Annotated in this window: 11 protein-coding genes and 2 pseudogenes; 3 read left to right on the top strand and 10 right to left on the bottom strand. The window is 71.1% G+C overall.

Translation table 11 applies throughout. The features are described 5' to 3' along the window. From ADK55_RS27695 to ADK55_RS27670, 6 genes are all read right to left on the bottom strand, one after another. A partial coding sequence (locus ADK55_RS27695; protein ID WP_159041570.1) for a DEAD/DEAH box helicase family protein occupies positions 1-1249 on the bottom strand: 1249 nt, incomplete at its 3' end. A gap of 330 nt (positions 1250-1579) precedes the next feature. Further along, positions 1580-2296 carry a hypothetical protein gene (locus tag ADK55_RS27690; protein ID WP_053682543.1) on the bottom strand — a complete coding sequence of 239 codons (717 nt, stop codon included), beginning with the start codon at positions 2294-2296 and terminating at the stop codon, positions 1580-1582. Beyond that, on the bottom strand, positions 2296-4554 hold the full coding sequence (locus tag ADK55_RS27685) for a hypothetical protein (RefSeq protein WP_053682542.1): 2259 nt from the start codon (positions 4552-4554) through the stop codon (positions 2296-2298). Before ADK55_RS27685 ends, ADK55_RS27690 begins: the two co-directional genes overlap by 1 nt. Before the next feature lie 22 nt (positions 4555-4576). Continuing rightward, positions 4577-5179, bottom strand: a complete 603-nt coding sequence (locus ADK55_RS27680) for a helix-turn-helix domain-containing protein (protein WP_053682541.1) — start codon at positions 5177-5179, stop codon at positions 4577-4579. An 87-nt stretch (positions 5180-5266) separates the two neighbouring features. Next, on the bottom strand, positions 5267-5776 hold the full coding sequence (locus ADK55_RS38000) for a DUF6247 family protein (RefSeq protein WP_159041569.1): 510 nt from the start codon (positions 5774-5776) through the stop codon (positions 5267-5269). 68 nt (positions 5777-5844) lie between these two features. Continuing rightward, entirely contained in the window at positions 5845-6171 is a 327-nt protein-coding gene (locus ADK55_RS27670; RefSeq protein WP_053682540.1) for a hypothetical protein, read from the bottom strand. Between the two features lie 81 nt (positions 6172-6252). Between ADK55_RS27670 and ADK55_RS27665 the strand changes: the two genes are divergently transcribed. Then, positions 6253-6702, top strand: coding sequence for a TIGR03618 family F420-dependent PPOX class oxidoreductase (locus ADK55_RS27665; RefSeq protein WP_053682539.1), 450 nt, complete (start codon positions 6253-6255; stop codon positions 6700-6702). 151 nt (positions 6703-6853) lie between these two features. On the opposite strand, the pseudogene tpg reads toward ADK55_RS27665, so the two are convergent. The 4 genes and pseudogenes from tpg to ADK55_RS27650 form a co-directional block, all read right to left on the bottom strand. Then, a pseudogene (tpg, locus tag ADK55_RS41065) lies at positions 6854-7320 on the bottom strand (telomere-protecting terminal protein Tpg); the annotation flags it as partial. A gap of 2 nt (positions 7321-7322) precedes the next feature. Beyond that, a complete protein-coding gene (locus tag ADK55_RS27660; RefSeq protein WP_053682538.1) occupies positions 7323-7700 on the bottom strand; it encodes a hypothetical protein in 378 nt (125 codons plus the stop codon). A 50-nt stretch (positions 7701-7750) separates the two neighbouring features. Beyond that, positions 7751-8223: pseudogene (locus ADK55_RS27655) on the bottom strand (transcriptional regulator); the annotation flags it as partial. 603 nt (positions 8224-8826) lie between these two features. Further along, positions 8827-9267 (bottom strand): hypothetical protein, encoded by a 441-nt coding sequence (locus ADK55_RS27650; protein ID WP_159041568.1) that lies wholly within the window; start codon positions 9265-9267, stop codon positions 8827-8829. A 682-nt stretch (positions 9268-9949) separates the two neighbouring features. Between ADK55_RS27650 and ADK55_RS40150 the strand changes: the two genes are divergently transcribed. Beyond that, positions 9950-12424 (top strand): DUF6603 domain-containing protein, encoded by a 2475-nt coding sequence (locus ADK55_RS40150; RefSeq protein WP_053682535.1) that lies wholly within the window; start codon positions 9950-9952, stop codon positions 12422-12424. A 108-nt stretch (positions 12425-12532) separates the two neighbouring features. After that, positions 12533-14770, top strand: a complete 2238-nt coding sequence (locus tag ADK55_RS27640; protein ID WP_199826639.1) for a hypothetical protein — start codon at positions 12533-12535, stop codon at positions 14768-14770. The last annotated feature ends 37 nt before the right edge of the window (positions 14771-14807 follow it).

Below are 14807 nucleotides of genomic sequence, written 5' to 3'. Positions count from 1 at the left end.
GCCACAGGGGGGTGTAGGCATCGGCGCTGAGGAGGTCGTCGGGGTCTTCGTCGGGGGTGAGGTAGACGGGGACGATGAGTGTGGCCTTCTTGCCGGCGCCGGGGGATTGTCGTAGGGCGCGGCCGACGGCCTGGACGGTGTCGACGGGGCTGTTCTTGGGGTCGGCGAAGACGACGGCGTCGATGGCGGGGACGTCGATGCCTTCACCGAGGACGCGGGCGTTGGACAGGACTGCGGGGTGTTCGAGGTGAGGGTGGGTGGCGACGTCGAGGAGGATGCGGCGGCGGGGGGGGGGGGGGGGGGCGCCGCTGATCCACTGCGTCCACAAGCCTTCGGGCCGCAGGTCGGCGGGGAGCGCCGCTGCGGTGTCGGGGAGGGTGGTGGCGAACGCACGGGCGTCGGAAACGCGGTGGTGGAAGGTCAGGACGCGGCGCAGCCGGTGGTCGTGGATGGCACGCAGGACGGCGACCTGGTGCCCGGCGAGGCGTAGGCCGTCGGCGCCTGCGCCGGGGCTGGTGGCGAGCCAGTCGCGCAGGTCGGTGTCCTGGATGACGGGGACGAGGATCTGGTAGTCGGCGAGGAGACCGAGGTCGATGGCGTCGGAGAGGGTGAGACGCCAGGCGATGGGGCCGAAGAGGGTTTCGTCGTCCATGGAGGCGACGGGGGTGTCGCTGTCGTCGGTGTCGGGGTCCCAGACGCGGGGGGTCGCGGTGAGATAGAGGCGGCGGGCGGCGGGAACCTCATCGTCGTGGTGGATCCCGGCCCAGGCCTTGCCGAGACGGCCGGCGGTGCGGTGGGCCTCGTCGACGATGACAAGGTCCCAGGGCGGCAGACGGTGGTCGCGATGGGCGGCGATGACCGTGGGCAGGGAGGCGTAGGTCGCGTAGACCGTTACCGGGCCAGTGGTCGGGGCGAGTTCGGACAGCTCGACCGGCTTCGTCGTCATCGGGAGGTCGCCGGCCGAAGGGTGCTCCATCGCCTGGCGGGCGGAGCAGACGGCTACCGCCTGGCCCCTCTGGCCGGCGGCGTGCCAGGAACGCACTGTCTGGGAGAGCAGGTCCAGCGTCGGGACCAGGACCAGGACCCGCCCGCGAGGTGCGATACGAGCGGCGGTCCGGGCGGCGATCAGCGTCTTCCCGGTACCGCAGGCCGCGATCACGCTCGCGCGGGGGTGGACCCGCAAGGTTTTGACCGCGGCTGTGACCGCTTCCTTCTGATGCGGGCGTAGTTCAATGTCGACGGTCGGCATGCTCTCCCTGCCGGTTGTGGTCGGGACGGTTCACTTGCGTGCCACGGATGCGGTGGTCGCCGGGGTGGCCGAGGACATGCTGAGGCTCCCGGTAGCAAGGCCGGACGTCCAGGTAGCAAGGCCCGGGCGCGAGCGTCGGACCGGGCCCCGCGCGTCTGCAGTACCCCCGCAACTCCGCACCCTTCTCGCATGTGTGCGCCGGGCTCCGGATACGGCCGGGCCCTTGACCTGCCGTGACCTGTTGTGACTTGTTGGCGGCACGGGCTTCCTGTCGTCCTGGTCCTGTCGACCCGCGCTCAGGAGATCTGCAAGGGTCGAACCGATCCTGCCTCAGCGTGGCCGCCAGGTACGGATCTCGAGGTGCACGATGTGGGCGTCCGGGCGGATGCGGCCGGTTTCGACGAGCCATTCGTGGACTGCCGCGGTGACGTCTCCGCCGTTTCGGTCGACGCGGTGGGCGAAGTCGGTGGCCGCGAACCCGCCGGTGGTGGCCGAGCCGTAGGAGCGTTCTTCGGTGTGGTCGGTGCGCTGGATGACGTCTCGGCGGATGCCCGGCGAGTCGGTTCGGCTGCCGGAGGCGTGGAGGAAGTCCGCCCTGGCCATGCGCACGGTGAAGGCAAGACGGAGGCCTTGGCGGGCCGCCTCGGCGATCAAGGGGCGCAGGCGGGTGGATCCGGAGGCGATGGCTTGTACGCCGGCGCGGCCGGTGCCGGTGCCGGTGGGGGTGATGAGGAGCGCTTTGGTGCGGACGCGCGCTTTCGTACCGGTCGAGGTGGTGCGGCGGGTGATGTGTCCGGCCGCGATGGCGGCGAGTTCGGCGATGTCACTGATGCCTGCGGTCTGGACGGCGGCGAGCACTTGTGTGAGGGCGGGGACGAATGCGGCCCCTTTGTTCTTTGTGTAGAACTGGGAGACGAGTGAGGGGTCGCGGTTGATGATGCGGGCGATGTCACGTTTGGTGTAGCCGGCGGCCTGGAGCTGGTCTGCGAGGCGGGCTGCTGCATTGCGTTGCGGTTCGGGTGCGCGTCGTCGGCCGCGGGGTGGCATCAGGCCCCCTCGGTGATGGGTGTGGCCTGAAGCGTGGAGCGGCCGATGTCGCGCAGGGTCAGGAGCTCTTCCTCAGTGGTGGGAGCTGTGACCGGGCCGGTGAGGTGGCCCTTGTTCAGGTAGTCGCCTGGCTGCCCGTGGTAGGGCCAGGGCTGCGGTTGGGTGAGGTAGACGGCGTCGGTACGGAAGGCGACGACGGTGCCGGGCGGGGCGTGGAGGGCTCCGGCGGAAATGTCGTCGTCACGGTGGCGCTGGGACAGGAGTGCGGCGCGTGCGGAGGACCAGATGTGGGCGGCCCATTCGGGGTGGGCGTTGGGGTCTCGGGTGAAGCCGGTGGGGCGCTGCCAGGTGATGGTCTCGTCGTCGAAGCCGATGATCTCGGCGTCGTCGGGGACGTCGCGTTCCGCGGTGCGGGGGGTGGTGCCGGTGACGGTGCGGGGTCGTTGAGCGAAGGCGCCGATGCCGTAGAGGAGGATCGCTCGGACCGCCCGTGCGGCGAGGCGGGCTGCGGTGCGCTGGGCGGGGTCGCCGTTGAGGGCGGCCTGGGCGGTGAGGGAGGACCAGGCTTCCTTCAGCTTCTTCGACCAGTCGTCCAGGGGCTTCCCGTCGTCGAAGAGGATCCCGTCGAGGATCTCGATCTTCCAGGGCTGCATGGGGTTGGACAGCGCGGTGTGGATTTCGGGTCCGCCGGCCCAGGTCGTGAACGTGGTGCCGGGCGTCGCGGGGTAGTGCCAGGCACGGTCGCCGGGGGCGGGTGCGGGAAGGATCCCGACGTGTTTCCAGGTGTCGGGGACGGTGACGCGGACGTGCCAGTGTCCGCAGGCGAACAAGGCCTTGGTCTGTTCCTTCTGCGACCAGGACGCGAACGTGGCGGCGGTGACACGGCGGGGGGTGCCGACGCCGGCTTTCCAGGTGTGTTTGGCGTAGGCGAAGGTCCGGTCGTATTCGACCAGGGCGGGCAGCTCTGCGGGGACGCGCGGCGGGGTGATGAGCTCGGTGCGGCCCTGCCCGGCCGTCGCGTGGAAAAGGCCGCGGAGCTCTTCGGACAGGACGGGGTAGCCATCCGCGTACTGGCCCTTGGTCGGGATGGTGCGGGTCCACAGGTCACGGCCCGTCTGAGACGGTGAGCCCATCAGGACGGCGTCGGGCCAGTGGCGGCGCAGGGCCTTCCAGAGGAGGACGAACGCGTCACGGATGACGGTGGGTTCGGTGCCCTCCGTGTCGAACCACTCTCCAGCCGAGCGGATTTCGACATGCTGGTCGCCCTGTTCGCGCTGGTAGCGGCCGACGGGGTTGCGGGGGTGGACGAAATGGCCGGCCATACGGTCCTTGCCGCGGCCGGTGTCGGTGCGCCACCCGGGTGTGGGGGCGTTCAGCCAGGCTCCGACGGCGTCCTTGAGGAAGGGGTACCGGTCGGCCTGCCGGTGCCAGGGGGCGCCTGCGGTGATGTAGATCCGTTCGACGCCGTCGGGCAGGACACGGAAGACACCGTTGAGGATTTCTCCGGCGTCGGCGGTCCGGAGGTCGAGGCGGAGCGTCTGGTCACGGTGGACCAGCACACCGGTCGCGGTGTCCAGGAAGACTGTGCTGCGGGCCTGCTGGGTGAAGTTCGGGTGTGTGGAGGAAAGGTTCGCGGTGTGGTCGAACCAGCGATCTCCGTCGGGGCCTTCAGGGATCGCGGGAAGGGTGCGCTGCGCTTCGTGAGCCTGCGCTTCGTGAGCCTGCGGCGCTTCGTGAGCCTGCGCTTCGTGAGCCTGCGGCGCTTCGTGAGCCTGCGCTTCGTGAGCCGCGAGAGGTGCGGGTACAGGTGCGGGTGCGGGTGCGGACTGAGTTGGTGCTGCCGGCGGCACAGAAGGGGCTGGTGCGGGAGGTTCGGGTTGCGCTGCTGGTCCAGGGGCCGAACGGGTCATGGCCGGGGCGACCGTGGCTGCCTGGGCCTGTGCGGGTTCGCTGCCGCTGGGCAGTGCCGTCTCCTCGGCGGATTCGGGGGTTGAAACGGCGGTGCCGATCGGAGCTGTTGGTGCGGGGTGGGTGAGCTGGTCGGGGGCGAGGATGGGAGCGATCGCCACGATGTCGCCAAGGCTGAGTCCGGCCGCGGGCGCGATGCGCTCTGCCTTCGCCTTCTCGTATCCGGCCAGCGCGGTGATCTGCCGGGCACGGTCCGACTCGAGTTTGGCGAGGGTGGCCCGGGTCTTCTTGATCTCGTCACGCAGGGCACGCAGCTCGGCCAGCTGTGCGGTGTAGGTCTTTGCGTCCATCACGATCCCTAGTGCCTGCAGGTCAGTTGGCGGTACTGCCATGAGTGGAGACGTACGCGATCGCGCCGCTCGACTGTGAGGGCAAGCGGGCGCCCAGGAGGAGGTCCGCGATGTCCCGGTCGGTTTCTCGCGGTGCGGTCACGTGCTTCGTAGGGGTGGCCAGGTCGGTGACGTGTCCGGCAAGAACCGCGTCCGGAAATGTGTGCCGCCCGCCGTCTCCCTTCTCCCACCTGTCCAGGCCGGTCAGGACGGCGACCACGTAGCCTGACACCGTCACCGGCAGCACTCCCCCGGCCGCCACGCTGGCAGCATCGCAGCGCCACCAGCCCCTCAAGCCCTCGAGAAGGTCATCGGGGCCGAGGTCTGCTGCGTAGCCGGTCCACTTCCGGCCGGTGTCCTGGACCTGGCGTGCCGCGTCGACACGTAGGACCCCGAGAAGGTCGGTGTCCAGGCGATCCACGGGGGCAAGGGTGCGTTGTCGCAGTGCCTGAACGACCCAGAGGGGTGTCATCACGCGAACACCGCGCCGGGTCAGGCCGGGAAGTACGCCTGCCCTGATGAGACGCCGGTAAGTGGTAATCGCACAGCCCAGTTCCTCTGCGGCCTGTCCGGTGGTGAGCAGCATGTCCTGCCTCCTCGGATCCGGGCGTTGCCGCGCTTGGACGCTATCGGCAGACCCACCGCATATGCAAGTCTGATCAGATATCTGAGTCTAGTTGTTGTCGCGGCTCTTCGAGGGGACCGCGAGTTCCTCGGCCAGGCGGGTCGTACCGTCCGCCTCTGAGCGGCAGGGGTCGCTCAGCCTGGCCCGGCCACTGAACAGCGCCGGCCGACCGTGGTTTCCGGGACGGCACCCCACCGCTTCCGGACGCCACGGCGTGGTCGCTCGCCCGGGACACCGCTCGCCCGGGACACTGCTCTCGCGGCTCCGGGGTGACATCAGGAATGGGCGGCCCCGGCGCACTGCGGCTACGGGTGCACGCCTGCTGCGTCGACCGAGGGCGTGCGCGAGGCGGCCCTGCCAGTCCTGGAAGACCTCGTACAGCCCGCCGAGGGAGAACGTCCGACGGGACTCCGCCGGCGCGGCCGCCCACTCCCGTTCGAAGGCCGGCGCCCACTGCGCGGCGCGTCGGTCGGTGCGCAGTTGGGGGCAGGAGTTCGGCCGGGGCGTCGGGTGCGGGCGGTACGACGGGATGGGCGTGTGCTCGGGCTGGGCGCTCACGGGCTCCTCCCGGCGGGACTCCCCTGCACGGCAGCCGTCGCCGTGTCGGCCGCGGAGGACTTCGGCGGTCATTCGTCCTCGCCGGGCAGCGGGTGGCCGGCCACCGCGCGGCAGGCGGGCCGGTCGGCGGGTAGGCGCGGGACGAGGTCGGAGTCCTGGCCCGGCAGTGGCAGGGCCCCGAGCCGGGCGTAGCCGCTGCAGGTGATGCGGTCTCCGCAGTGGGGGCACCATCGTCGCGCGGCGGGGAGCGCGAAGGAGGTTTCGCGCTGGGTCGGTTGCGCCCTCATCTCGTCGGCGGCCTCCTGCTCCCGGCGGTCGTAGTCGTATGCGGCCCGCCGGCCTCGTACTCTGCGGCGTTCCTCGGATTCGGGAAGGGGTGTGACCGAGCGCTTCATCTGGGGTGAGAGCGAGGCTTGGCAAGGTTGAGTCTTTTCGGTTGCTGCCGTCCCGCCGCGCATGGTTGGTAGCTTCGCAGGATGACTGCCACGACATTCGACGATGCTGTCCGCGCCCGGCTGCAGGCCCCCAACATCTGGTACGTCGGCACCGTGTTCGCCGACGGAGCACCGCAGGTCAGCCCGATGTGGGTGGATCTGGAGGGAGAGGGGGAGCTGACGTTCAACACCTCGGTGGGTCGGGTGAAGGAGGAAAACCTTCGCCTCGACCCCCGCGTCTACCTCTCGCACGCCGATGCCACCGATCCCTTCGATCGAGTGCAGATCAGTGGTGTGGTGGCCCGCTTCATCGAGGGCAAGGAGGCGCACGACCGGATGGACCGTCTGGCCCGCAAGTACCTGGGCAAGGAGCGCTTCGAGTGGATCATGCCAGGAGAGCAGCGGGTCTCGGTGATCGTGCGCCCCGTCAAGGTGCGGCACATCGTAGGGGTGGAGCGATTCCGGCCCGGCGGCCCCGTCCCTGCTCCCTGACCGACACACCCGTCCTGGCGGCCGCCGGCAACAGCTCCACCCCGGCAGGGGAATGGACGACCGCTCTGCCCGCCGACTCGAGCGCCCGTTCGCCAACCGAGATGCTCGGTCACCGCGGCGAATCGGTGCTCGCCGTGTGGTGCCGTCGCCGGCTCCCGCTTCGCGGGCGGGCGTCGAACAGGCTCCGCGCGCAAGCCGGAGGGAGGTGCGCGGTGAGTCGCCGGAACCGACCGTCGTCCGTAGTGCGGACGGCCGCTCAGTACCCGAACCGGGCGCGGGTCTCCACGGTGACGCCGGTGCCAGCGTCGGCCTGCTTCCGCCGATGCTTGCGGACCTGAGGCTGCCGGCGGGCCCGCACCGTGTCGTCGATCTTCGCGGCGACGTCGGCGCGGGCGTGCTTGCGGGCGCCGCGCCGGTAGCGGTGGACGGCGGTGACGGTGGCGGTGGCGGTGGCGGCGGCGGTGACACCGAACTCCTGCGCGACGACCTTGGCGCTGCCGAACTCGGCGCTGCCGAACTACTTGATCAGGTAGCTGATCTGGCCCTTGAGGGTCATCGGCGGCCGGCGGGGAGAGCCTCCCGGTCGGCCCGCTCGATGGCGTCCTCGAACTCCCCCACCGTCAGCTCTCGTCGGCGAGATAGTCGTATCGCGGGCGGATCAGCTGGGCGCCGGCTGCCGGGGCGAGGTCCACGATCAGCCGCTCGCCCACGCCTGAGGCCGTTGTGGCGTCGGGGGTGAGGTAGCCGATCGTGCGCAGCTCGCCGACTGCCTTGCGGAAGGCCTCGCGGCCTTCGGCGGCGAGGCGTTCGTCGCGGGTGAGGGAGACCAGCTCGCTGATCTTGGGCTCCTGGCCGGGGATGTATCCGGTGGCCAGTTCGGCCAGGACTCCGCGGGCGCGCCAGGTCAGGCGCATGTCCCGCATGGCTCGCGCGAACAGGACCGGATCGTGGAGGGGCGGGGTAGAGGGGATGGGCCACTGCGGGACGGTGGTGGTCATCGGTTTCGGTCTCCTTCGGTGATCTGTCCGGCGGGTGTGCGGTGCTGAGGCTACTCGCCGTCGTCGAAGTCGGCGTCGCCGTCCTTGATATGGCGGGCCGGGTTGAGGCCCTTCTCCATCAGGTCGACGGTCCAGGCCAACTCCTGGACGCCCGCCGACTTGGCCAAGCCCGGGATGGAGCCGAGGCGGAAACCGCCCGGCTGGGGCTTGCCGGCGGCGGCGTACGGGAGGAAGTCCAGCGGGCTCGCGCCCGGCGAGGAGCGGACGACGCAGTCGGACAGCACGGCGAGCGGGTACAGGCCCGTCTGCTTCGCCGTGTTGCCCGGCTTGCGGTGCGCGTTGACCCGCGCCTTGGAGATGGCGGCGGCTTGGATGTCGGGGCGCCAGGTCGGGCGCTCCAGTGCCGGCCACCGCTCGCCGTCCGCGTACTCGCGTCCCTGCGGGCGCTCGCGGAGCTTGCCGACGCCGCGGGGCCTTTGACCGTGGCCGTGATGGCCGAGAGGACGGCTGCCAGGGCCGGGTCGGTCCAGCGTCAGTCGGGGCACTCTTGTCGGCCACGCACCGGCCGCCGCTGTGATGGGCAACTTCCATCGAGCATTCCAGCAAGAGTGCCGAGTAACTCCCCCATCCGCCGGCAACGAACTGTCGCACGGGACGAGGTACGTGATGACCCAGCGCGTGCCAGTCGGAGTCGCCCGGTCCATGCGGCCGGGCGGCTGCGGCCCCAACAGCCCGTCAGGCCCCTTTGTCCGGGCGGAAGACGTCTTCGATCGTCCGGCCGAAGACGTGTGCGATGCGGAAGGCGAGCGGGATGCTCGAACAACGCTTGTGCCGCCGATCGGGGGCCGGACGGCCACCGGCTTGGCGAGGCGGGCACGTCCACCGGCTCGGCTCGCGCCGCATCCCCGTGACTGTTGCACTGCCGGCGTGTACCAGGGATGGGATGCACGGTGTTCGCGTCTGAGAGATGAGGAGTGGCTCCGGTGCGGCGCCGGCAGGTGGAAGGTGCCTGCCGAGGCCGACGGTTGCCGGAGCGGCGGAGGTGAGGGGCACAGCCAGTTGAGCTTCTTCGTGTGCCGTTCCAGAGAACTGGGCGCGCCGAGCGCACCTACGGCGGGGCCCGGGTTCAGGCAGCCTTGCTGCCGCCCTCCTCCGCCTCACCTCCAGCTTCGATCCGCGCCAGCCGTTCCGCGAGGGCACGCTTCTTTCCGAGGGCAATCACGAGCTCCTCAACGACTGCCAGATCTACCGGATCCACATCCTCGAGAAGGGGGATCAGGTCTCGCAGACGCTCGGGAACCTCGTCGTCGGGTCGCACGCCGTACCACTGCTCAGAGACGAGTTCGCTGACGCGGCGCTCGGAAACCTTGAGTACCTCGGCGACTCCGGGGATGTACTTCGGGGCGGGCGGAGTCTCCATTTCATAGTTGGCCATGTTGTTCCACCACGCCGACGAGCGGCTTCCCTCCTTACCTCCCACGCTCCAGGTCTTGGCCTCCATCTGGCTGAAGGTCATCCCTCTTGCGTTACGGCGGCGCACTGCTCTGCTGAACACGTCACTGGTCATGGCGACATCATTCACTCAAATGAACAGCTTGTCTGTTGAATCTACGAATCTGCCCTGACTGATCGTTCATCCAGCTGGACAGGTGGGGGGTGGAACACCAACCCGCCCCGGGTGTCCGGGGGTTGCGGGGCCGTCCCGCTGAGGCCGGTCTGAGTTCAGGCCGCTGTCCGTGGCTCAGCCACCGGCTCGTGCGCGATGGTGGAACGGGGTCCACAGGGGCGGCGAGATCGGCGGCGCGGCATTGCCCGGGAACGCGGGCGACATCAGTCACAGGGTTGGGGAACCGACACACCCTTGCAGTGGGAGAGGGTCGTCGGGGAAGCGAGAACTCTGCGCTCCGACTCGCCACCAGCCGTGCCGGGGTGATGTGCCGTCTCGGGGGCTCGCGCCTCCGGTGGAACGCTTCTGCGGGCCGGAGCGATCCTCTGCGGCCGATTCGCTCTTCAGCGGAGCACGTACCGCCTTTCAGCCATACTCGTCACTGAAAGTTGCGGTTGTCATACTCACCGCTGTCATCTGGCTAGGCTTCCCGCAGCGGACACGTCAGGCCTGTCGCCGAGTAGGGCTGCTGCTCCGCCATTCCCCTTTCCCACGAGTCGAGGGCGGGATCGTTGTGACAGCACGCGTGGAGGACGTTCGGAAGCTTCTCGAACAGGCGGCGAGTGGGACGGTTGAAATCCCCGTGTCCGTGTTCGCCGACCCCGACGCCGCAGCACTCGTCTTTCCCGGCGGTACCGTGCGGATCGACGGCGCGGTGTGCGGTTCGCGGCCCCTGTCGGTCGGCGGGCGGGCCACGATCACCGCGTCCTCGGCGCCGGTGGATGTCGCGTTCACCGTCGACGGCGAGTGGGTGACCGGGACGGTGGCCGCGGTCGATCTCGGCGAGGGCTGCGGTCTGCTCCTGGTCGACGGAGCTCCGGAAGGCACGGAACTGCCCGCGGGTGCCTGGGCGCTGACGGATGGCCGTGCGCTGCGGCTGACCAGGCGCACGCCCGCGCCGCCCGTCGACCCCGGGCGCCTGGACGGCCTGGGACGGGCCCTGCCCGACGTGAAGCACCGGGACGGAGGGGCCGGCGACCGCACCCCCCGGGCGCTGGTCACCGAGCACGGCATCCTCACTCCGCGACCCGGCCCGCGCCGCAGGAAGGGCATGCGGGTCCTGGAGGCGCCGTCGGTGCGCGGCTGGTCGCCGATCGGCACGCCCGGCGGCGACAACGGCCTGAGCGTCGACTACTACAACCCGCCGCTGCGGATCGCCGGCGCGCTGACCGCCCTTCCCGCCTCCCCGCCGTACAAGACGGTGGTCGGCGGCGTCCTGCTGGTGGACACCGGCGCGTTCAACGGCTCCGCCATGGGCGCCTACGTCGTTCCCGACGGCAGCGGCGCCGATCCGTCGCTGTTCGCCTACGGCTCGCTCGGCAGCCAGGTCGGCTTCGGACCGCCGCTGTTCCAGGTGCGCGGCATCTCTGCCGGCTTCGGCTGGAACAGCCGGGTGCGCGTCCCGGCCGCCGACGCCCTGGGCAGCTTCCCGTTCCTGGTCGCGCTCGACAACCCGGGCGAGATCGGCGCCGACGACGAGGAGGTCGACCCGCTCAAGGTCCTGGGCGAGCTGATCGGCGGCTCGCTCCCGTGGGTGCGTCCGCAGGAGGGCGACCTGTGGTTCGCGGCGGGCCTGGCTTTCGACTGCTTCGAGACCTTCAGCGGCCGTGCCATGGCGCTGGTGCAGACCGGTTCCGACCTGACGATCAGTCTGTTGGGCGCGGCCGGGATGCAGTTGCCCACCAAGAGCGACAAGAAGATCGCCCGGGTGGAGATCGGCATCGAGGCGACCCTGCGCCCGACGGCCGGGGAGCTGAGCATTGGCGCGGCGTTCACCGAGAAGACGTTCCTGATCGACCCGAACTGCAAGCTGCGCGGCGGCGTCGGCATGAAGTTCTGGTTCGGCGACCACGTCAATGCCGGCGACTTCGCGTTCCTGCTCGGTGCGATCCCGGCCGGCCGGGAGTTGCCCGCCCGCTACCCCCGCCAGCAGCCCGCCGGTCTGACCTGGGGCGTCGGCTCGACCGTCAACATCACGGGCAACGCCTACGCCGCATTCACCCCCAAGTCCCTGATGGCGGGCGGCTCGCTGGACGTCGTCTTCCAGTCCGGGATGCTGCGTGCCTGGCTCACCGCCCGGGTGGACGCGCTGCTGGAGTGGAACCCCTTCTACTTCGACGTCGGCATGGGGATCCGGGTCGGGGTCTCCGCGACCATCAAGGTCTGGTTCGTCAAGATCAGGATCTCGATCGAGGTCGGCGTCAGCGTCCGCGTCTGGGGCCCCGCGGTCGGCGGCGAGGCCACCGTCCACCTGTGGTTCATCTCCTTCACCATCGGATTCGGCGCCGGTCGCCGCGATCAGGCCCCGGCGCTGGACTGGGGCGGCTTCCAGGGCATGCTGCCGCCGCCGGAGAACATGGTCCGCACCACACCGGTCGCCGGGTACACCGGCGAGGGCACCCCGGCCACCCGCGGCGATGTCAAGCCGTGGCTGGTCAGCAACGGCGGCTTCACCTTCACCGCCGACACCCAGGCACCCGTCAGCAAGGTCTACCTGAACCAGGACGGCGACACCGTCGAGGTCGCCACCGACACCGCCGTGGACATCCTGCCCATGCACGTGCGGGGCAAGGGCAGCGAACTGCGCATCCGGCTCACCTACAACGGCCAGGCCGCCACCATGACGCCGTGGGGTCGCGCGGTGCTGCGCGGCAACGTACCCAACGGCCTGTGGGGCCAACGGCCGGACGCGCCGAACGACGGGATCATCGCCGACCGGATCCTCGGGATCCGGCTGACCTCGCCGCCGGTCGACCACGGCACCTCCACCGGGTTCCTCGACGAGAAGGCCATCTCCTTCGACCCGATCACCCCGGACGGCAACCAGCCGCTCTCCGGCGAGACGGCCACGGGCCCGGTCCCGACGAGGCCCGGTGGCGTGATCACCGCGATCCGGGACGGCATCGACACCGCCACCACCCGAGGCAACCGCACCGCCCTGGCCCAGGCCCTGACCGGACTGGGCGCCGACCTCGGCGCGCTCGACACAGACCTGAGCACCTACGCCCGGGCCGCGGGCACCGCCTTCACCGCCGAGCCGATGCTCGTCGCCGGCTGACCGGACGCGCCGTACCGGGCCACCCGCACCGTCCCCGCGGGCGGCCCGCGCCGCCGTGCGCCGTCCGACCCCTCGTCCTCCGCCGCGTCCTGTCGAAAGGCACGCCCTGTGACCACCACGTCCGAACCCGCCCCCCGGCCGCGCACCACCGCGCCGGGCGCCGAGCACCGCACCCGGTTCTTCGACCACCGCATCCCCTCCCTGTACGCCGGCCGGTACCGGATCGACAACCGGCAGGTCCTCAAGGACCTCGGCGGCGCGGACCGCGTCATCGACGCCACCCCTCAGCCCTTCGACGTCGTCCAGCCCCGCTTCAGCTTCGACCCGACGGGCATCAACGCGCAGTTCCCCGTGCCGGACGCGGTCGGCACCTACAGCCAGACCCTCGCCCACATCAACCTCGACGCCCCCGGCCTGCCGTGGGCCCGGCTGCTCGGTGACGGGCAGCCGGGCGCTGTCCCGTGGATGGCCCTGCTGCTCTTTCGCGAGGACGAGCTGCCCGAGGACCCGGACGCGGTGGGCCTGGTCAAGGCCGGCACCGTGCGCCGGCTCCTGGACGGTCCGCTCGGCCCCGACCCGATCGGCCCCGGCGAGCCCCCCGCGCTGCCGGCGGAGAGCCTGCGCCCCGACGAGTACGACGAGGAGTGCGCCACCGTCCTGGTTCCCGCCGCGCTGTTCGACGCGGTGAAGCCGCTGCCCGTCGAGATGGGCTACCTCGCCCACCTGCGCGAGGGCGGGCGCCCCGACGCCACCCTGTCCGGTGGCGATCCCGCTCCCGACGAGGGCGAACTCAACGCCGTCCTGGTCGCCAACCGCTTTCCCGCCGCCACCGGCGGGCGGCACGTCGCCCACCTGGTCTCCCTCGAAGGCTTCGACCAGTACCTGACCGTCCCTGCTCCCACCGGGGGCATCCGCCTGGTCTCCCTGGTCTCCTGGTCCTTCACCACCGAGCCGGACTCCGGGGTGGGCTTCGGCGACCTCGCCCAACACCTGGCCACCGCCGACGGCACCACCGCGCGCCCCGCCGACGAGCTGCGCCTTCGCGTGCCGACCGCCGCCCCGGCGAACCCGGCCGGGCCGCAGAAGGAGGCCCTGGACCGGATTGCGGGCGGGTCCGTCGCGCTGGCGCAGCGCCTGGAGAGCGGCGAGCGAACCTTCGCCTTCTACCGCGGCCCGCTCACGGCTCATCCCGCCCAAGAGCTTCCGGATGCGGCCGCCACCCGGCTGGACTCCCCGGGCGAGGCGCTGATCTACCTGCAGCGGTACGGCGTCTTCGACACCGCCTACGCCGCCGCGTTCACCGCCGGGCGCACTCTCGCCCTCGCGGACGCCGAGTTCCGCACGGCCCTGCTGGAGTTCCGCTCGGCCGCTCGCTCCGCGGCCCGGCGCCTGGCCTCGCACCCGGAGCTCGCCGCGCGGGCCGCGGCCGCGCTGACCGCCCGCCAACTCACCGCCCCTCTCGCTTTCGAGGCCTTCGACCGCCTCTTGGTGGGCGGCGACACCCGCTCCGGCGGGGCCCGCCTCGTCCAGGCCCTCGACCAGGCCGGCCCGCGGCTGCGCGCCGGCCATCGCCGCACCGCGGCCCGCGCCCGCCGCACCATCGGTGACGCGCGCACCGTCCTCGCCCTGCCCGGTGTGGCGAGCCTGCTCACCCGGGCCGCCCCCGACGAGTTCGCGAAGGTCACCGCCTGGCTGGACGCGCTGCGCCGCCTGGAGATGCTGGGCTTGTCCCATCTGGTCCCCGACCCGAGCGCGCTGCCGGCGGAAAGCATCCGCTTCGCCTACGTCGACGCCGACTGGGTGCGGGCGGCCGTCGACGGCGCGCTGAGCGTCGGTGTCGGCCACGCCCTGGACGCCGACCTCAACGCTCTCGCGATCGGTGGCGGGCCGGTCCCGAAGTGCGCTGTGCTGATCAACTCCAGCCTGGTCCCGAACTGGCCGGGCAGCATCGCCACCGCCTACAGGGGGACGGACCTCCTCGAACCCGCCCGTGATGCGGTGTTCGGCCTGGAGACCCGTCTGCTGCTCTACCCCGAGGTCATCGACCGCTTCGAGCTGGCGGAGCCCCCGCGCGGCCTGTGCTTCGGCATCGGGGACCTCGGCACCATCGAGTTGCGCGAGATCAACGGCGACCGGATCGGTCATCCCATGGGCGAGTTCCCGCAACCGGCCGGTTTCGCCCGGTTCCTTCGCCCGGGCGGGAAGGACGTCCTCAACGTCGACGGCACCGGCGATGCGCTGCTGCCCGCCCTGTCCCGGACGCACGACGTCGCGCGGATCTCCTCCGCGCAGTTCGCCCTGCAGATGATCAACGCGCCGCAGGCACAGACCTTCTCCCGGCCCTGAACCCCCGTCCCCGCGCCGTACTGCCGAGCGCTGACCG

Source organism: Streptomyces sp. WM4235, from assembly GCF_001279725.1.
Lineage (GTDB): Bacteria > Actinomycetota > Actinomycetes > Streptomycetales > Streptomycetaceae > Streptomyces.
Note: the sequence above shows the minus strand (reverse complement) of the source record. Positions and strands in the feature narration are given on the sequence as shown.

Bases quoted from the DNA above. Each gene is read 5' to 3' on its own strand.
- ADK55_RS27660 (WP_053682538.1), bottom strand. From the start codon at position 7,700: ATGACCACCACCGTCCCGCAGTGGCCCATCCCCTCTACCCCGCCCCTC.
- ADK55_RS27650 (WP_159041568.1), bottom strand. From the start codon at position 9,267: ATGACCAGTGACGTGTTCAGCAGAGCAGTGCGCCGCCGTAACGCAAGA.
- ADK55_RS27680 (WP_053682541.1), bottom strand. From the start codon at position 5,179: ATGCTGCTCACCACCGGACAGGCCGCAGAGGAACTGGGCTGTGCGATT.
- ADK55_RS27685 (WP_053682542.1), bottom strand. From the start codon at position 4,554: ATGGACGCAAAGACCTACACCGCACAGCTGGCCGAGCTGCGTGCCCTG.
- ADK55_RS27665 (WP_053682539.1), top strand. From the start codon at position 6,253: ATGACTGCCACGACATTCGACGATGCTGTCCGCGCCCGGCTGCAGGCC.
- ADK55_RS27690 (WP_053682543.1), bottom strand. From the start codon at position 2,296: ATGCCACCCCGCGGCCGACGACGCGCACCCGAACCGCAACGCAATGCA.
- ADK55_RS27670 (WP_053682540.1), bottom strand. From the start codon at position 6,171: ATGAAGCGCTCGGTCACACCCCTTCCCGAATCCGAGGAACGCCGCAGA.